Origin of the sequence: Actinoplanes sp. OR16 (genome assembly GCF_004001265.1) — a bacterium.
Classification (GTDB): Bacteria; Actinomycetota; Actinomycetes; order Mycobacteriales; family Micromonosporaceae; genus Actinoplanes.
In genome coordinates, this window is record NZ_AP019371.1 from 8074337 (window position 1) to 8092025 (window position 17689).

A 17689-nucleotide genomic window follows, 5' to 3' on the forward strand; every position below is an offset into this window, starting at 1 on the left:
GGTGGGGGTGTGGATTATTGAGGAATGGCGCAGCCGGCATTGTTCCCGACGAGGCATTTGCGGGAACGGACGCTGCGTCGCAATTATTCGGAGGAGGCAGAGGGGTTCCGGCGAGAGCACGAGAGGCACCGCGCGTGGGGATTGGCGCAACGGCATGGCCGGAAGCTGCGGCGGTTGCGCGAGGCCCCGGACCAGCCGGCAGATCCGCAGTCGTCGCGCGACACGCCCGCGCCGCTACCCCGCGCTGGTCAGACGGCGCGGCCGGAGCGCCGGGCCCACGACCGCCCGGTTGAAGACCACTTGCCACAAACCGAGCCGGCACGCCCGCAACCGACGCAAGCCGGGTCGACGCAAGCCGGGACGACGCCAGCCCAACCAGCGCCAGCCCCGCCCACCAAAGCCCAGCCAGCGCCAGCCCCGCCGCCCACCCGAGCCCAGCCAGCGCAAGCCGGGACGACGCCAACCGGGACGACGCAAGCCGGGACGACGCCAGCCCAACCAGCGCCAGCCCCGCCCACCAAAGCCCAGCCAGCGCGAGGCGGGACGGCGCCAACAGGGTCGGCGCAAGCCCAACCAGCCCCAGTCCCGCCCACCCGAGCCCAGGCAGCACGAGCCCAGCCAGCACCAGCCCAGCCAGCACCAGCCGGGCCGGCGCAAGCTCAACCAGCGCCAGCCCCGCCCACCCGAGCCCAATCAGCGCGAGCCGGGACGACGCCAGCCCAACCAGCCCCAGCCCCGCCCACCCGAGCCCAACCAGCACGAGCCGGGTCGGCGCCAACCGAGACGACGCCAGCCGGGTCGGCGTGGAGTGGGCCTGTGACATCAGGGACTCGTCTCCGCGTTCGCCGGGCCCCGCCTGTTTCATCGCTGCGTTGCCGCGTGGTCGCTTTCATCCGCCTGTTCTGTGGGAACGGCTGCTCACCGAGGCGCTGGACGGTTGCTACGGAGAGGTCACCGCCGCAGCCGGAACTCGCCAGTGCCGCAGTGCAACCGCCACGTCTCCCGGCGGGGAGCATGCTTTACCGGGCCGGGAGCCGCGAGCTTCCCCGGGCCAGGAACCGCGGGCTTTCCCGGGCCGGGAGCCGCGGGCTTCCCCGGGCCAGGAACCGCGGGCTTTCCCGGGCCGGGAGCCGCGGGCTTTCCCGGGCCAGATCCGCGGGCTTTCTGAGGCGGGAGCCGCGGGCGACGATCGTTGAGGTTCCCGTTTGCTCGGGAGAGGGGCGCTGGGCGGTATCACCCTCGCGGGGTGAGGCCGGGCTTCCGGACGGTGGTTAGCGTCCGAAGCCGGTCTTAGCGAGCTGGGGGGCGTCATGAGTCCGCAGGAAGTTCTGCCGTTTGCGCCTACGCCGTCGGCCAGTGTGGCGGGGCGGACGGTGCAGGAGTCGACGTATGCGCAGCGGGTGGAGCCACGGCGGTTGCCCGAGGACGCGCCCAACATCCTGATCATTCTGATCGACGATGCCGGGCCGGCGCTGCCTGACACGTACGGCGGTGAGGTGCGGACGGACTCGCTGACCCGGATTCACGACGGCGGGATCGGGTTCAACCGGTTCCACACGACGGCCATGTGCTCGCCGACGCGGGCGTCGCTGCTGACCGGGCGGAATCATCACCGGATCGGGAACGGGCAGATCGCCGAGCTCGCGAACGACTGGGACGGGTACGCCGGGGAGATCCCGAGGAGCAGCGCGCTCGGCGCCGAGGTGCTCAAGCAGTACGGGTATTCCACGGCGGCGTTCGGGAAGTGGCACAACACTCCTGCGGTCGAGACCACGCCGGCCGGGCCGTTCGACAACTGGCCGTCGAACATCGGCTTCGAGTACTTCTACGGATTCCTGGCGGGTGAGGCCTCCCAATACGAGCCCAATCTCGTACGCAACACCGACACCGTTCTTCCCCCGAAGACGCCGGAACAGGGCTATCACCTGAGCGAGGACCTCGCCGACGACGCGATCGGCTGGCTCCGCAAGCACAAGGCGTTCCAGCCCGACAAACCGTTCTTCATGTACTGGGCGACCGGATGCCTGCACGGTCCGCACCACATCATGAAGGAGTGGGCCGACCGGTACGCCGGGAAGTTCGACGACGGCTGGGACGCCTACCGGGAACGGGTGCACGCCCGCGCGATCGAACGCGGCTGGATCCCGGCCGACGCCGAACTGACGCCCCGGGACCCCAGCCTGGCGGCGTGGGACGACATCCCCGAGTCCGAACGCCCCTTCCAGCGGCGGCTCATGGAGGTCGCGGCCGGTTTCGGCGAGCACGCCGACGTACAAGCGGGGCGTCTGATCGATGAACTCGAGAGCCTCGGTTATGGCGAGAACACGCTGATCTTCTACATCTGGGGGGACAACGGCTCGTCCGGTGAGGGGCAGAACGGCACGATCAGCGAGCTGCTGGCGCAGAACGGCATTCCGACCACCATCGACATGCACATCAAGGCGCTCGACGAACTCGGTGGACTCGGCGTCCTCGGATCACCGAAGGTCGACAACCAATATCATGCGGGCTGGGCGTGGGCGGGCAGCACGCCGTACAAGGGAATGAAGCTCCTCGCCTCTCATCTGGGAGGCACCCGGAACCCGATGGCGATCCGCTGGCCGGCGCGGATCACACCGGATGCGCGGCCGCGGACGCAGTTCCATCACTGCAACGACATCGTGCCGACCATTTATGAATTGGTCGGGATCACGCCGCCGCGGACCGTCAACGGCGTGCCGCAGGATCCGATCGACGGGACGAGTTTCGCCTACGCCTTCGACGATCCGGACGCGCCGGGCCGGCTGCGCACCCAGTACTTCGAGATCATGGGGAGCCGGGCGATCTACCACGACGGGTGGATGGCCTCGGCGTTCGGGCCGCGCACGCCGTGGATCCCGGGGCTGCCGGAGGGCATCACCGACTGGACGCCCGATCACGACCGGTGGGAGCTCTACCACCTCGACGAGGACTGGACCCAGGCCCACGACCTCGCCGACCGGTTCCCCGACAAACTGGCCCAGCTCAAGGAGATCTTCTCGATCGAGGCGGCGCGCAACAGCGTCTACCCCGTCGGCGGCGGGCTGTGGGTTCCGGTGTTCCACCCCGAATTGCGGATCTCCACGCCGTACCGGGAATGGCATTTCACCGGATCCATCACGCGCATGCCGGAATTCTGCGCGCCGGCCCTCGGCAACCGCTCCAACCTGGTCACCGTCGACGCGGAGATCCCGGACGGCGCGAACGGAGTGCTCTACGCCCTCGGTGGCGCCGGCGGCGGCCTGACCTGCTACGTCGACGACGGCTACCTCTGCTACGAGTACAACCTCTTCATCCTGATGCGCACCAAGATCCGCTCGCCGCGGCGACTGGATCCGGGACCGGCCGTCATCGAGATCGAGACGAGCGTCCTGGAACCGCGGCCGGGCAGCCCGCTCGGCGTCACGCTGACCGTCAACGGGGAGAAGTTCGGCAGCGGCCAGGTGCCGATCAGCGCACCCCTGCTGTTCACCGCGAACGACTGCCTCGACATCGGGCAGTGCCTCGGCGGGCCGGTCTCGCTCGACTACTTCGACAGGGCGCCGTTCCCGTTCACCGGCCGGATCGGCGACGTGCACGTCCGCTACACCGCCTGACGACATGGCGGACGAGCTGTCGCACGGCCTCAGCAGCCTGTTCGTCGTCGCCGTGGTCGCCGCGCTCGCGCCGATCGCCGCCGGCCTGTTCGCCAGGCTGCGCGTACCGCAAGTGGTCTTCCTGATCATCGGCGGTGTGATCATCGGGCCGGACGTGCTGGGGCTGGCCGACGCCGGGAGCATCGAGCTGCTGGCGAACGTCGGCCTCGGATTCCTGTTCCTGCTCGCCGGCTACGAACTGGAACTGCACCTGTTCCGGGAACGGGCCGGCCGCCTCGCCCTGATCGGATGGCTGGTGACGGCGGCCCTCGCCTGCGGCGTCGTCGGGTTGCTGGCCGCCGGCGGGCTGGTCCGCGCGTTCGTGCCGGTCGCGCTCGCCCTGACCACCACCGCGCTGGGGACGCTGCTGCCGATCCTGCGCGACAACGACATGCTCGGCGGCAGCCTCGGCCCCTATGTGCTCGCGGCGGGAGCGGTCGGCGAATTCCTCCCGGTCGTCGCGATTGCGATCTTTCTCGGTACGAACGGCAAGTTCCTCGGCTTGATCTCCCTGCTGGCGGTGGGTGTCCTCGCTCTGATGCTCACCCTCGCGCCGCGCCTGGCACGGGGGCGGATCCGGCGGATCCTGCGCGAGGGCGAGCACGCCACCGCGCAGACCACGCTGCGCTGGACCCTCGCCATGCTGCTCCTGCTGCTCGTCGTCGCCGACCGGTTCGGCCTCGACGTGGTGCTCGGCGCCTTCCTCGCCGGTGTCGTGCTGCGCCGCTGGGCGCCCGGCGACGTGCACGCCCTCGAGGAGAAACTCGACGCCGTCGGGTACGGCTTCTTCATCCCGGTCTTCTTCGTCGCCTCCGGCATGGCCCTCGACCTCGACTCGATCATCGCGGCGCCGATCCGGCTCGCCGTCTTCTTCGTCCTGCTGCTCCTCGTGCGCGGGGTGCCCACGCTGCTGCTCTACCGCACGGCGCTGCCGTTCCCGCAGCGTGTCGAACTGGGCCTGCTCGCCGCCACCGCGCTGCCCCTGCTCGTCGCGCTCAGCGAGATCGGGCTCGCGAACGGCTCCATGCTTCCGGAGAACGCCGCCGCCCTGGTCGGCGCCGGCGTCCTCTCCGTCCTCGTCTTCCCGGCCGCCGCCGTGGCGATCGACCGTCGCCGCGCCCGAACCACCCCGGTAGGTGTCTGATGCTCGATGCCGATCTGAACCGTGCCCTCTGGACCCTGGTCAACTCGGAGTTCACCGATTTCCGCGCCCGCCCCGCCTGGGCTGCCTCGGACCTGTCCTGGGGTCTCTTCGGCAACGCCGAGAGCACGCTGGGTGTGCTCGGCGACGTGGCCGGGCTGGACGTCGTCGAACTCGGGTGCGGTACCGCGTACGTCTCGGCGTGGCTCTCGCGACGCGGCGCCCGTCCCGTCGGCGTCGATCTCACCCCTGCGCAACTGGCGACGGCCCGCCGCTGCCAGGAGGAGTTCGGCATCTCGTTCCCGCTGGTCGAGGCGGACGCCGTCGACGTACCCCTCCCCGACGACTCCTTCGACCTGGCCGTCAGCGAATACGGCGCCTGCGTCTGGTGCGACCCCACCGGCTGGATCCCCGAAGCCGCCCGCCTCCTGCGCCCCGGCGGCCGCCTCGTCTTCCTCACCAACAGCGTCCAGGCGATGCTGTGCGTCCCCGCCGAAGGAGGACATGCCTCAGAGCGCCTCCTCAGACCCCAGCGCGGTACGTCCCGCCTGCAGTGGCCCGGCGGCGGCGTCGAATTCCACCCGAGCCACGGAGAGTGGATCCGGGTTCTGCGCACCAGTGGCTTCGTGGTGGAGGCGCTTCATGAGTTGTATGCGACGGACGCCGCGCAGACACACGAGTACTACGACATCGCGACCCCGGAGTGGGCAGGCCAGTGGCCGGTCGAGGATCTGTGGACGGCCCGGCTGGCCTCCTGACTCCCCGGGTCGTCGATGATGGCTGATCGCGGCGCAGCCGGGTCGCCGCTCGACCGGGTCGCCGCTCGACCTCGTTCACAGCTCGAGCGGGGCCGGGGTCGCCGCTCGACCCGGTCACCGCTCGACCCGACTCACCGCTCGACCCGACTCACCGCTCGACCCGACTCACCGCTCGGCCCGACTCACCGCTCGCGACGGCTGACCTGTCCGACGCGCTTGTGCCGGTCGGCGGGAGGTTGGGGGCCGGCGGAAGGTGATGGCTTGCTCGGTACGGCACGGGAGAGGGCTCGGAAAAAAGCCGCTTGAGCCGAAGCCGCTCGGGTGAGGACGGCACGGAGCCGCACAGGCCAAAACCGCACAGGCCGGAACCCCACGAGCCGAAACCGCACGAGCCGGAGCCGCCCAGGCCGGAACCCCACAAGCCGAAACCGCACAAGCCGAAGCCGCACGAGTCGAAGCCGCACGAGTCGAAGCCGCACGAGTCGAAGCCGCACGAGTCGAAGCCGCACGAGTCGAAGCCGCATGGATTTGTCCGCAGCACGAGCCCGTCGCGGCCTGGTCGGAGCGGCTCAGGTGGAGACCGCACGGAAGGGAGGCGACACGGAACGGCACGAGCCGGAACCACTCGGAAAGGCGCAGCACGACGAGCTCGTCACGGCTTGCTCGGAGTGGCTCGGGTGAGGCGGCGCAGGAGGAGCGCGAGCCGAAGCGCAGGAGGAGCGCGAGCCGAAGCACGACCCGAAGGGCGGGAGGAGCGCGAGCCGAAGCACGACCCGAAGGGCGGGAGGAGCGCGAGCCAAGCACGGGAGGAGCGCGAGCCGAAGCGCGGCACCGGCCAAAGGGACTCGGGTGGTTGCGGGACTGCGGGTGGTCATGGCTTGGGCTCGGCGGCTTGGGCCGGGGACGGGCGGGTGGGGGCGGGCAGGGCTGCTCGCAGATAGTCGGCCGTGGTGGTGCGGCCTGAGGTGGCCATGGTGGCGGGTGTGCCGGTGAAGGTGATTCGGCCGCCGTGTTCGCCGGGGCCGGGGCCGACGTCGATGAGCCAGTCGCTGTGTTTGACGACGTCCAGGTCGTGTTCGATGGCTATCACCGTGTTGCCGGCATCGACCAGGCGGTCGAGGAGGGCCAGGAGGTTCTGCACGTCGGCCATGTGCAGGCCGGTGGTGGGCTCGTCGAAGACGTAGATGCTGCCGCTCTCGTGCAGGCGGTCGGCCAGCTTGAGTCGCTGGCGCTCGCCGCCGGACAGCATCGAGAGCGGGCGGCCGAGGGTGAGGTAGCCGAGGCCGACCTCCGCCAGCGGATCCAGCCGTTTCACCACCGCCGGGTCGTCGAAGTGGTCGCGGCTCTCCTGCACGGTCAGGTCCAGGACGTCGGCGATGGTGAGGCCACCGACCCGGTACGCCAGGACGTCCTCGCGATAACGGGTCCCGCCGCAGACCTCGCAGACGACGGTCACCGGATCCATGAACGCGAGATCCGTGGTGATCGTGCCGCGGCCCTTGCACTCCGGGCAGGCGCCCTGGGCGTTGAAGCTGAACAGGCCCGGCTCGACGCCGTGCGCAGCGGCGAACTGCTTGCGCACGATGTCCCACACCCCGGTGTAGGTGGCCGGCGTGGACCGCGGGTTGATGCCGACGGCGGACTGGTCCAGCACGATGGCCTGCGGGTACGCCCCGGCGAACACCCGCGACACGAGCGTGGACTTGCCCGACCCCGCCACCCCGGTCACGCAGGTCAGCACGCCGGTGGGGAAATCCACGTCGACGCCGCGCAGGTTGTGCAGCCGTGCCCCGCGGATCGGCAGGCTGCCGGTGGGCTCCCGCGTCCACGGTTTCAGGCCGGGCAGCGCCGTGAACGCCCGGCCGGTCACCGTGCCACTGGCGGCGAGCTCGCCGACGCCGCCGGTGAAGACGATCTCGCCGCCGGCCGCGCCCGGGCCGGGTCCCACGTCGATCACGTGGTCGGCGATCGCGATGACGTCCCGGTTGTGCTCCACGATCAGGACCGTGTTGCCCTTGTCGCGCAGCGCGGTCAGCAGCGTGGTCAGCCGGTCCACGTCGTGGGGGTGCAGGCCGACGCTGGGCTCGTCGAAGATGTATGTCATCCCGGTCAGCGACGACCCCAGATGCCGGACGGTCTTCAGCCGCTGGCCCTCGCCGCCGGACAGCGTCCGGGTGGGCCGGTCGAGGGTGAGGTAGCCGAGGCCGACCGCCTCGATCCGGCGCAGCGACGCGAGCGCGGCCGCCACCACCGGGCCGGGCCAGCGATCCTCGACGCGCTCCAGCTCGGTGACCAGGTCGCCGATCTCCAGGGCGGCGTAGTCGGCGATGTTGCGACCGTCGATCCGCGACCGGAGGGCGGCCGGCGCGAGGCGGGCGCCCCGGCATGCGGGGCAGAGCTGCTCGGTGACCAGCTTCTCCGTGGCCCGGCGTTCCTTGTCCTTCAACGCGTCCAGGCCGGGCTTGATGAAACGCCTGGTGAACCGCGGCACCAGACCCTCGAACTCGTTGACGGCCACGTTGTCGAACTCGTCCGGCCGGATCGTCGGGAAGTTCCCCCCGTACAGAAGGAGGTCCCGCTCTTGTGGGGTGTAACGGGCCAGCGGCTTGTCGGCGTCGAAGATCGGCGGGAGGCCGGCACCCCGCGCCTTGCCCGGCTCGTAGCGGCTGACCTGCGCATAGCGCTTCCAGTAGTTGGTGCCGACCGCGAAACTCGGGTGCCGGATCGCGCCCTGGTTGAGCGACAGGGTGGTGTCGAGCAGCGCGTCCACATCAAGCTGCAGCGTCGTGCCGAGGCCCTCGCACTCGGGGCACATGCCCTGCGGGTCGTTGAACGAGTAGAGATTCGACGGGCCGGCGCTGGGCTCGCCGTAACGCGAGAACATCACCCGCAGCACCGCGTTGACCTCGGTCATCGTCCCGACCGTCGAACGGTTTCCCCCGCCGACCGCCTTCTGGTCGACGACGATGGCCGGGCTCAGGTTCTCGATGAGCTCGAACTCGGGTCTCTCGTAACGCGGCAGCCGGTTGCGGATGAACGCCGGGAACACCTCGTTGAGCTGCCGCTGCGACTCGACCGCGATGGTGCCGAACACCAGCGACGACTTGCCCGAGCCGGAAACGCCGGTGACCACCGTCAGCGCGCCCAGCGGGATCGTGAGGTCGACGCCTTTCAGGTTGTTGGTGCGCGCGCCGGTCACCACGATGTGCTGCCTGTCCTGCCACATGCCGGGTCCCCTCTCCGCGACTCCCCTCGAGGCTCCCAGAGGGGTACGACACTTTTCGGCGCGACCCGAACGGGTAATGCCTGGCGCATGAGCGAGGTCGTTCTCATCACCGGGGCATCCAGCGGCATCGGCCGGGCGACAGCGATGGCGTACGCCGCGAAGGGCGCCCGGCTCGTCCTCGCCTCCCGCAGCGGGAAGGCGCTCGGCGAGGTGGAACAGGAGTGCGTGGCGCGCGGCGCCGCGGTGCTGGTCGTGCCCACCGACATCACCGATCCGGCGGCGGTCGAGGAGTTGGCTCGGGCGGCGGTGCGGCGGTTCGGGCGCATCGACGTCTGGGTCGAGGCGGCCGCCGTCGGCATCGCCGGGCCGCTCGGCTCGGAATCGGTGGAGGAACTGCGCCGGCTGGTCGACACGAACATCTTCGGCGCCACACTGTGCGCCCGCGCCGCGCTGACCACCTTCCGGGCGCAGGACCACGGGACCCTCGTCATCGTCGGCTCCCTGCTGTCCCTCTTCCCGAACCCGGCGATCCCTCTCTATTCCATGAGCAAGTTCGCTGTACGAGGGCTCGCCCTCAACCTCCAGCAGGCCGTCGCCGGCCACCGGCGGATCCGGGTCGCCCTGGTCCTGCCCGGTGCCGTCGACACGCCGTTCTTCCAGCGGTCCGCCAATCATGCGGGCCGGCGGCTTCGCGCGATCCCGCCGGCGTACGCACCGGAACGGCTCGCCGCCGGAATCCTCGCCGCCGCCCGCCACCCGCGCCGGCAGGTGACCGTCGGGGTGATCTCGCACCTGATGCTGGCCGCCCACCGTCTCGCGCCCCGCACCGCCGAAGCGCTGGTCGGCCGGTGGGGCGCGGCCACCGTGATCGGGCCCGAGCCGGCCGCGCCCTCCTCGGGTTCGCTGTTCGACCCGCCTGACTCCGGGACCGTGCACGGCGGCCATCGGCGCGGCGCGCTCCGCCGCCGCCTCGGTGGATGGCTGGGCGGTGTGCAGGCCCGCTGAGAACTCATCGGGTGGGCGGTAAAGTCAGGTGCGCATGCCTTCAACAGCGAGGGAGATGACCGACGGACTCGAACGGAGCCGCATGACCTTCCCCGACCTCTCCTCATCGCGCCTGCACATCGGCGGTGCGGGGCCCGCAGCCGACGGCTCGATTCACGTCACGCTGGCCGGCGAGCTCGATCGGGAAGAGTGCGAGCTGCTCGAAGCCCACATCGCCGACCTGGTGAAACAGCATGCCCCGGCGCCGATCCTCCTCGACGCCACACGCCTCACCTTCCTCGATTCGGCCGGGATCCGGGCCCTGGTCTCCTGCCTCGACCTGAGCGAGCAGGCCGGGTCGCCGCTGTCGATGCCCGAGGTCAGCCCGATCGTCTTCCAGGTTCTGCGGGTGACCGAGCTGCTCTCCGTCTTCGGGGTCACCGGGCCCGGCCGGTCTTGCTAGCGTGCTGCGATGCGGCTGCTGACCGAGGGTGTCGTCGATCGGACCGTCGTGCTGTTCGGTGCCGAGGAGGATCCGGACCCGCAGCTGACGTGGCAGCGTGGGATCACCCTTCTCGCCGACGACGGCACGGCGGCGTCGCATGAGCCGGCGGGCCCGGCCGCGGTGGTGGGCTGGTCGGACGCGGGGCTTGATGCTCTCGCGTACGCCGCCGCCCATGCCGACCTGGTGGACCGGGTCGTGCTGGTGGCGACTCCGAAGCCCGGCGACGACAGCCTGCCGTTCGACGCCGGCGACATCCGCGCCAAGTGCCTGCTGCTGTTCGGCGCCGAGGATCCGCTGACCGGGGCCCGCCACGGCGCCTGGTGGCAGCGCCGGCTCCCGGACGCCCGCCTGGAGATGTACCCGGACGGCACCCACGATCTGCTCGTCCCGACGTGGAAGCGGGCGCTCTCGCACCTGGCCCCACGATGCAAGCGGTGACACGGATGGGTCGGCGCCGGTCACAGCCGGGGGCAGGCCGCCGGCGACCGCCTACCGGGCGGTGAACGCGCACCACGGCGACCAGGCGGACACCGCCGTCCCGTCCTCGGCACGTGCCCGGAACCGATAGGCGCCGCCGGCGGTGAAGGATGCGGGTGGGACGTTCACGCCGTACGGATTGCCGCTCACCACGATCGTCGCCAGTCCGGGCCGGGCGATCTCGAAGCGGGCGGTCACGTTCGCTGTCGCGGACGGTCCGGGGCTCGCGGCGAAGGTGGGCGATCCGATGGCGTCGATGACCGGGGCGCCGGCGGCACAGGACTGGAAGGTCTCGTAGAAGGAGGCCGACACCCGCAGGTCGGTCGGGGTCTCCGGGACGGTGACGTCCCGGGTCGCCACCGTGAACGCGCACCAGGGCAGCCAGTCGGAGGCCTTGGCACCGTCGACAGCGCGTACCCGGAACCGGTATTCGCCGTCGGTGAGCACCCCGGCCGGAATCTGGTAGCGGCCGAAGCCGGTGTCGAACCGGACGGTTGCCCGGGCGATCACCGGGAGGCCCGCCGGCGCGACCTCGTAGCCGGCCGCCAGGTTCGGGCGGCCGGTGTTCCAGGCGGGAGCGCCGCTGCTCACGGCGAGGATCGGCGTCAGTGTCCGGGACACCGGCGTGATCTCGTCGCAGAATTGCGGTGCGGTCAGGGCGTCCGACCGCAGGGAGGGCCCGACCGGGGTGTGCGGCCGGGTCGTGGCGGCTGCCACCGGTCCGGCGCCGGCCAGGACCGTGTTGCGTCGGTTGATGCGTCGATTTATTCTGCTAGGTGACCGCACGGCACGATGGACGAGCAACCCATGACGACCTTGACAGCTCAATTCGACGTTCCGATAAGCCCCACTTCTCCCGGTACGACGCGCCGCGCCGTCGTCGGCGTGCTCGCCGTCTGGGGTTACACCGACGCCGAGTGGACCGCCGAGGTCGCGATCGTGGTGAGCGAACTGGTCACCAATGCCGTGACGCACGGCGCGACCGCGGTGAACATCGGCATCGAGGCGCACGGCAGCGCCGTCGTCGTGTCGGTCGCCGACGGCTCGTCGATCATTCCCCGCCGCCGGGAGCCGGACGGGCGTGGCGGACGCGGCCTGCTCCTGCTCGACAAGCTGACCCGCCGCTGGCACGTCGAGGAGTTTCAGGGCGGGAAACGGATTCGGGCCGAGCTGAAACCGATCACGCCGGCGGTTTGATCGCGAACCGCAGGCGGACGACGCCGCGGCCGGGTCCGGCGACGGTGGTCATGTCGTCGCAGAGCATCTCCACGATCGCCAGCCCGCGGCCGCGCTCGGCGTCCGGCGCCGGCATGGCCCGCGGTGTTCCCGGCACGGACCCGCCGTCGGCGACCTCGCAGAAGACCGATCCGTTCTCGGCCCAGACCCGGATCCGGCCGCCGCCGGAGGTGTGCTGCAGGGTGTTCGTCACCAACTCGCTGACGGCGATCGCCAGCGCCTCGACCGAGCCGGCGTCCAATCCGGCGGTGAGCGCCTGCTCACGGGCGAAGGCCCGTACGAGAGGAAGGTCTTCTGCCCTGCCGTAGGCCATCGTTGCGGGATCGGTCATGGCGCCGGGGTGGGCGGCCGCAACATCCGCAGCACGCCGGTCATCTCGAGCACCATGGCGACGGTGCCGGTCGCGTTCACCACATAGACGATGCCGTCCCGGCGGCGCGCGGCCTGGCTGGCCGAGACGAGCGCGTGCAGGCCGCTGGAATCCAGGAAGCGGACGGCGCCGAGATCGACGACGACCTCCGGCGCGTCCCGCACGGCTTCCCGCAGCGCGGTGGTCATCTCGTCGCGGTGGCGCAGGTCGCACTCCCCGGCGACGGACACGACGATCCGGCCGGTCTCGCGGGAGGCGTTGATCCAGAAGTCCGACATGGCGGGCCGTGACACCTCCCCCGGGCGCTTTCCGCCAGCATGTTCGGCGGCGGTGTCGGGTGTCAACCGTCGGCGGGAGTGAAACGCACACAGAGGATGGCGGTGTCGTCGCCGAGCACCCGATCGCCGACCATCTGCCGCATCAGGTGGGACCGCAGCGTGTGGGCGTCGCCGGAACCGTGCCGGCCGGCCGCGTCGGCGAGCCGCCGCATCGACGCGGCGATGTGCTGATCATGCCGTTCCACCAGGCCGTCGGTGTACCAGACGACAGCAGCCCGATCCTCGACGACGCGCTCGCCGTGCTCCCTGCCGTCCTCACCGACACCCAGCGGCATCGACCGCCCGGCCCACAGGAACTCCGCGTCGTTGCCGGTGATCAGCAGGGGCGGCGGGTGTCCCGCGCAGGCGAACCGCAGCAACCGGGTCGCCGGGTCGTAGTCGGCGAATCCGACGGTGGTCATCATCGAGTCGGCGATGGTCGTGCTGGCGCGGTCCAGTTCCTCCAGCACCCGGGCCGGGCCGAGGGCGGTCTGGGCGGCGAAGCGCAGCGCCGACTGCAGGCGGGCCATCGCGGCAGCGGCGGTCACGTGATGGCCGACCACGTCCCCGACGGCGAAGCCGATCCGGCCGCCGGGCAGGGCGAACACGTCGTACCAGTCGCCGCCGACCTGATGGGACAGGTCGGCGGGCCGGTAGTCGGCGCTGACCTGGACACCGGGCAGCCCGTCGGTCACCACCACGGGCAGCAGCGCCTGCTGCAATTGATGCGCCGCGCTGATCTCCCGTTCGTAGCTCTGCGCCCGGTGCAGCGCCTGCCCGGTCAGGGTCGCCAGGGCGGCGGCGAACGACAGCACGTCCTCGTCGACGGCGTTCGCCCGGTGGAAGCCGAACGTCAGTGAGCCCAGCGCCCGGCCGTCGTCGTCGTGGATGGGGACGCGGACGTCGCTGGCGATCCCTGGCATCGCCGAGTCATCGGTGTGCAGCGTGATGGCCGGATCGATGATCGTGACACTGCCTTGATCGGCGACCAGGCCGATGCCGTCCCGCACGATGGCCTGCGCGATCGCCTCCGAGGTGGCCGCCTTCGCCAGGCCCGTCGTCAGGACCTGCAGCGCGTTGAGGCGGAGCCGGGCCGCCCGTTCCCGCGAGGTGTCCCGGCGGGCCAGGTCACGCTCCTCCACGCCGACCGTCAGCAGCAGAGCGCCGAGGATCGTGGTGGCCAGGAACGTCTGCAGGGTCAGCGTCCGCCACTGCTCGGTCGTGTCCGCCGCCGCCCACGGCCCGTGCCCGGTGCTGGTCATCAGATTGGCCGTCACCGTGGTCGCCAGCGCCGCTGTCATCGTCACCGGCAGCGGCTGGGTGAAGGCCAGCGCGAACAGCACCGGGACCGGCAGGTAGAAGAGCGGCACGTGCTGGGGCCAGAAGCCGGCGACGGTCGCGGCCACCGCCAGGACCACCCACACCGGCCAGCGGGCGCCGACCGGCCGGCGGCTGGTGCGCCAGGCCAGCACGCAACCGGCGACGACCAGCACGCCGGTGGCGTCGCCGGCCCAGAACGACACCGCCGATCGCGGCCATGGCAGGCCGGTGCTCACCGCCAGCATCGTCGCGCCGATCAGGGCGCCGGCCGCCGGTCCGGCCCCCACACAGCAGGTGAGGAAGGCGGTCAGATGGCGGGGTCGCAGCAGATCGACGTCACCGGGGACGTACCGGCGCAGCAGCAGCGCGCCGACCAGCGGCTCCATCGTGTTCGCCAGCGCGAACCCCCAGGCCCAGCGCGGCGCCATGCCATGACCGACGTCCACCGCGACCTCGGTGATCGCCACCGCGAGCAGGATCCACGGCCATCGGCGGCGGGGATTGAGCACCAGCGCCGACAGGGTGACGCCGGCCGGGAGGAACAGCACCACGAGCGACGCGGCGCCGAAACCGAGGAACGCCAGCGAGGCGCCGGCCGCGTAGAGCACCACCACGACGCCGAGGACCTGCCACAGCGGCATGGGACGCGACACGGAGGCGGGCATCGGAACTCCTGACGACCCACTCAACCTACGGGACCGTACGCGGCCCCGGATACCCGCCGACCAGCCGCTGCAGGTCGGTCGAAAGCACTGCGAGATGGGCGGCGGTCTGCCGGGTCTGCACGGCGCTCGCCTCGGTCTCCCGGCTCACCCGGGCGGTGTCCGACGCGGCGGTGGCGACCTGTTCCACCGCGGTGCTCTGCTGTCGCGTCGACAGCTCGATCTCCATGGTCGCCTGGTCGGCGGTGGAGACCAGCTGCGCGATGCGCCGGAACGACGCGGTGGCATCGTCGACCTGCCGCACCCCGGAATCCACCGACAGGGTGCCGGACTCGGTGGCGTGCACCGTGGTGGAGACCGCCCCGCGGACCTCCTCGATCAGCTCCCGGATCTCCTTCGCGGAATCGGCGGTCCGGTCGGCCAGCTTGCGGATCTCGACGGCGACCACACCGAACCGCCGGCCCCACTCGCCCGCACCGGCCGCCTCGATCGTCGCGTTGATCGCCAGGATGTTCGTCTGCTCGGCCAGCTCCGCGGCCAGACCGGCCACTCCGCCGATCCGCACCGACTTCTCCCCGAGCACCCGCATGTGCCGCATGATGTCGTCGACCTGGGAGCGGATCACCGCGATCGACTGCCGCGTCAGGTCGATCGTCGTGTCCCCGGTGCGTGCGGCCTCGGCGGTGTCCTCGGCGATCTTCGAGACGCGCTGGGCGTTGCCGGCGATCTGCCGGGAGGAGACGAGCAGCTCGTCGATCGTCGTGGTGATCTCGTTGATCGCGGCGGCCTGGTCCCGGCCTCCGCTGACCTGCTGGGCGGCGGCCGTTTCCAGCTGGGCCGACGAAGCCCGGATGTGGCCGACGGCGGCGCCCACCTCACGGCGCAGACCCCGGCTCAGCCGCACCGCGATCACCGCCGCCGCGGCGACGGCCAGCGCGCAGAGCACCCCCAGCAGGACGACGGCCCGGTTCGCGGACCGGGTCGCGGAGGTGCGTGCCCGGTCCAGCTCACCGCGTACGCCGGCGGTCAGGCCCGCGATGGCTCGCTGCAACGCCTCCCTAGCGGGCTTGACGCTCGCGAGGCCGGTGTGCCGTTCGGAGATGTCCAGCGCCGCCGTGTACGCCACCTCGGCCCGCAGCACGTCGTCGAGCGAGGCCAGCGTCACCCGGTCGTGCAGCAGCGGCCGCAGCCTGGACGCCGTGGCCAGGAACTGCTCGCGGTCGGCGGTGAGCGCGGCGACGTAGTCCGCCGAGCCGGTCAGCAGGTAACCGCGGTAGTCACCGATGCGCGTCTCCACGATCGTGCTCAGGCTGCGGCTCTCCGACAGCAGGCGGTCCGCCGACGCGATCACGTCGTCCTTGCTCGCGGTCACCGAGGTCAGGGCGCTCATCCCGGCCACCGCCGTCAGAACCGTCAGGGCGACGCAGACGGCGAAACCGCCGACGAGCCTGCTACTGAACGTGCTGAATCGTTCCCACATCGCCGGGCTCCCCGCTTTTCAGGAGCTTATCCTCATTTCGGGCGCAGCAACGCGTCATACGCCTCAGCGAACCGCAGCCTGCGCTCCGCGTAGTAGGCGGCGTGGGCGGGCCGGGGCTCGTAGGTCCGGCCGACCGCACGCGGCGCCCGGTCCGCCCCCGGCGCCAGCACGTCGAGCGCCAGCAGCGCGGTCCCCCGTTGCGTGGCACGCCGCCGGGTCACGTGCGTCACCGGCCGGGCGAGCACGTCGGCGAGGATCCGCAACCATTCCGGTTGGTCGTTGCTGACCCGCCCGGCCGCCGCCACCTCCACCACCTGCGGTGCGGCCGGGTGCAGTTCGTCGGCGACCCGGGCGTACGAGATCGCGACGCCCTCGATGATCCCCCGGAACAGCGCGTCCGGACCGGTGGCCGCCGACACCCCGGCGAACACCGCGCGGGTCTCGCCGACCCAGCCCGGCGCACGCTCCCCGGTCAGGTAGGGCAGCACGAGCGGGGTGGCCTCGGCGGGCGGCGCGCTGAGCACCTCCGCGGGCGCCGGGCCGAGGCGGAGCGTCGCCTGCGCCCAGCTCACCGCCCGGCCGACGTCGTTCATCGCGCCGCCGAGCAGGGTCCGGCCCGCGTCCACCCGGTAGTTCCAGAGGCCGAACGGCAGCGGATCGGCCGGCCCGTCGAGCAGCGCCCGCAGCGCGCCGCTCGTAGCCGTGGCGGCGGTGAGCACCGTCGCGTCGAGAGCGCCGGCGCCGATGTTGCTGGCGTATCCGTCGGTGATCACCGGGAACCAGACCGCCCGGGCGAGAGCGGGCCGGCTCCTCGCCGTCACCGTCTCGGTCATGTCCCGCGGCGGCGACAGCTGCTCGGCGCTGATGCCGGCGGCGGCCAGCAGCTCGGCGTCGTACTGCCCGGTCCGGCGGTCGAGCAGCCCGGTCCACGCCGCCGTCGACATCCCGGCGAGCGGCTCGCCGATCAGCCGGTACCAGATGTACTCCCCCAGCGACCACCAGCGTGTGGCCCGCCCCGTGATCTGCGGCTGGGTCGCCGCCAGCCAGCGCAGGCGCGGCGCGTGATAGCTGGTGTGCAGGCGTGTGCCGGTGCGCTGCTGCACGGCCGGTTCGTCGAGTTCCTCGCGCAGCAGCGCGACCTGATCCGCGCTCCGGGAGTCGGCGTACGTGAAACAGGGGGTGAGCGGACGTCCTGCCGCATCCACCGCGACGAGCGACGCGGCGAACGTGTCCATCGCGACGCCGGCGATCCGGGTGCCGAGCCGCGGATCACCGGTCACCGCGTCGAGGACCTGCGTGACCTCGGCCGTCACCTGCTCCGGATCGATGATCGAGGTGCCGTCACCGGCCACCGTGAACGCGTGCGGCACCTTGTGCTGCAACCCGCGCACCCGACGCCCGGACGCGTCGTGCACCCCGCCGCGCGTAGCGGTCGAGCCGATGTCCAGCGCCACGACCAGCGGATCCAGCGCCTGTTCCAGAGCGACGTCATCGATCACCCTCTGAACCTAACCCCGCTTGCGGTACGGCGCCTCTGTTGCACCTGTTCGGCATCCTGTC

The 17689-nt window shown here is 71.4% G+C and carries 14 protein-coding genes; 7 read left to right on the forward strand and 7 right to left on the reverse strand.

The window, feature by feature from the left end; all coding sequences use genetic code 11:
* Positions 1–1310 precede the first annotated feature (1310 nt).
* Genes EP757_RS37180 through EP757_RS37190 form a run of 3 tightly spaced genes read left to right on the forward strand, consistent with a single transcriptional unit; the run spans position 1311 to position 5552 of the window.
* Entirely contained in the window at positions 1311–3614 is a 2304-nt protein-coding gene (locus EP757_RS37180) for an arylsulfatase (protein WP_127553030.1), read from the forward strand.
* A 4-nt stretch (positions 3615–3618) separates the two neighbouring features.
* Positions 3619–4797, forward strand: a complete 1179-nt coding sequence (locus EP757_RS37185; protein ID WP_127553031.1) for a cation:proton antiporter — start codon at positions 3619–3621, stop codon at positions 4795–4797.
* Entirely contained in the window at positions 4797–5552 is a 756-nt protein-coding gene (locus EP757_RS37190; RefSeq protein WP_127553032.1) for a class I SAM-dependent methyltransferase, read from the forward strand. The genes EP757_RS37185 and EP757_RS37190 overlap by 1 nt, the downstream gene beginning before the upstream one ends.
* Before the next feature lie 871 nt (positions 5553–6423).
* Here the strand turns inward: EP757_RS37190 and EP757_RS37200 are convergent.
* Positions 6424–8778 carry an excinuclease ABC subunit UvrA gene (locus EP757_RS37200; protein ID WP_127553033.1) on the reverse strand — a complete coding sequence of 785 codons (2355 nt, stop codon included), beginning with the start codon at positions 8776–8778 and terminating at the stop codon, positions 6424–6426.
* A gap of 87 nt (positions 8779–8865) precedes the next feature.
* On the opposite strand from EP757_RS37200, the gene EP757_RS37205 reads away from it, so the two are divergent.
* The 3 genes from EP757_RS37205 (at position 8866) to EP757_RS37215 (ending at position 10705) form a co-directional block, all read left to right on the forward strand.
* Positions 8866–9783 carry an SDR family oxidoreductase gene (locus tag EP757_RS37205; protein WP_127553034.1) on the forward strand — a complete coding sequence of 306 codons (918 nt, stop codon included), beginning with the start codon at positions 8866–8868 and terminating at the stop codon, positions 9781–9783.
* 82 nt (positions 9784–9865) lie between these two features.
* Positions 9866–10225, forward strand: a complete 360-nt coding sequence (locus EP757_RS37210; RefSeq protein WP_160165999.1) for an STAS domain-containing protein — start codon at positions 9866–9868, stop codon at positions 10223–10225.
* A 9-nt stretch (positions 10226–10234) separates the two neighbouring features.
* The gene (locus EP757_RS37215; protein ID WP_127553036.1) at positions 10235–10705 is read left to right on the forward strand and encodes an alpha/beta fold hydrolase; all 471 of its coding nucleotides are present in this window, start codon (positions 10235–10237) and stop codon (positions 10703–10705) included.
* A 51-nt stretch (positions 10706–10756) separates the two neighbouring features.
* On the opposite strand, the gene EP757_RS37220 is transcribed toward EP757_RS37215, so the two are convergent.
* On the reverse strand, positions 10757–11461 hold the full coding sequence (locus tag EP757_RS37220) for a hypothetical protein (protein WP_127553037.1): 705 nt from the start codon (positions 11459–11461) through the stop codon (positions 10757–10759).
* A gap of 90 nt (positions 11462–11551) precedes the next feature.
* Between EP757_RS37220 and EP757_RS37225 the strand changes: the two genes are divergently transcribed.
* On the forward strand, positions 11552–11941 hold the full coding sequence (locus tag EP757_RS37225) for an ATP-binding protein (RefSeq protein ID WP_127553038.1): 390 nt from the start codon (positions 11552–11554) through the stop codon (positions 11939–11941).
* Here EP757_RS37225 and EP757_RS37230 read toward each other — a convergent pair.
* From EP757_RS37230 to EP757_RS37250, 5 genes are all read right to left on the reverse strand, one after another.
* Positions 11925–12311, reverse strand: coding sequence for an ATP-binding protein (locus EP757_RS37230; protein ID WP_127553039.1), 387 nt, complete (start codon positions 12309–12311; stop codon positions 11925–11927). The genes EP757_RS37225 and EP757_RS37230 overlap by 17 nt on opposite strands.
* Complete coding sequence (locus EP757_RS37235) at positions 12308–12628, reverse strand: STAS domain-containing protein (RefSeq protein WP_127553040.1); 321 nt, start codon at positions 12626–12628, stop codon at positions 12308–12310. The genes EP757_RS37230 and EP757_RS37235 overlap by 4 nt, the downstream gene beginning before the upstream one ends.
* A gap of 62 nt (positions 12629–12690) precedes the next feature.
* A complete protein-coding gene (locus tag EP757_RS37240; RefSeq protein ID WP_127553041.1) occupies positions 12691–14652 on the reverse strand; it encodes a SpoIIE family protein phosphatase in 1962 nt (653 codons plus the stop codon).
* 25 nt (positions 14653–14677) lie between these two features.
* On the reverse strand, positions 14678–16129 hold the full coding sequence (locus tag EP757_RS37245) for a methyl-accepting chemotaxis protein (RefSeq protein ID WP_127553042.1): 1452 nt from the start codon (positions 16127–16129) through the stop codon (positions 14678–14680).
* 32 nt (positions 16130–16161) lie between these two features.
* Positions 16162–17628: a gluconokinase gene (locus tag EP757_RS37250; protein WP_127553043.1), complete on the reverse strand. Its 1467-nt coding sequence runs from the start codon at positions 17626–17628 to the stop codon at positions 16162–16164.
* Positions 17629–17689: the final 61 nt, after the last annotated feature.

What these genes read in the sequence shown, in the direction of transcription:
- EP757_RS37225 (WP_127553038.1), top strand. Translation starts at nt 11,552, where the DNA reads ATGACGACCTTGACAGCTCAATTCGACGTTCCGATAAGCCCCACTTCT.
- EP757_RS37185 (WP_127553031.1), top strand. Translation starts at nt 3,619, where the DNA reads ATGGCGGACGAGCTGTCGCACGGCCTCAGCAGCCTGTTCGTCGTCGCC.
- EP757_RS37240 (WP_127553041.1), bottom strand. Translation starts at nt 14,652, where the DNA reads ATGCCCGCCTCCGTGTCGCGTCCCATGCCGCTGTGGCAGGTCCTCGGC.
- EP757_RS37215 (WP_127553036.1), top strand. Translation starts at nt 10,235, where the DNA reads ATGCGGCTGCTGACCGAGGGTGTCGTCGATCGGACCGTCGTGCTGTTC.
- EP757_RS37235 (WP_127553040.1), bottom strand. Translation starts at nt 12,628, where the DNA reads ATGTCGGACTTCTGGATCAACGCCTCCCGCGAGACCGGCCGGATCGTC.
- EP757_RS37200 (WP_127553033.1), bottom strand. Translation starts at nt 8,778, where the DNA reads ATGTGGCAGGACAGGCAGCACATCGTGGTGACCGGCGCGCGCACCAAC.
- EP757_RS37180 (WP_127553030.1), top strand. Translation starts at nt 1,311, where the DNA reads ATGAGTCCGCAGGAAGTTCTGCCGTTTGCGCCTACGCCGTCGGCCAGT.
- EP757_RS37210 (WP_160165999.1), top strand. Translation starts at nt 9,866, where the DNA reads ATGACCTTCCCCGACCTCTCCTCATCGCGCCTGCACATCGGCGGTGCG.
- EP757_RS37230 (WP_127553039.1), bottom strand. Translation starts at nt 12,311, where the DNA reads ATGACCGATCCCGCAACGATGGCCTACGGCAGGGCAGAAGACCTTCCT.
- EP757_RS37190 (WP_127553032.1), top strand. Translation starts at nt 4,797, where the DNA reads ATGCTCGATGCCGATCTGAACCGTGCCCTCTGGACCCTGGTCAACTCG.
- EP757_RS37205 (WP_127553034.1), top strand. Translation starts at nt 8,866, where the DNA reads ATGAGCGAGGTCGTTCTCATCACCGGGGCATCCAGCGGCATCGGCCGG.
- EP757_RS37245 (WP_127553042.1), bottom strand. Translation starts at nt 16,129, where the DNA reads ATGTGGGAACGATTCAGCACGTTCAGTAGCAGGCTCGTCGGCGGTTTC.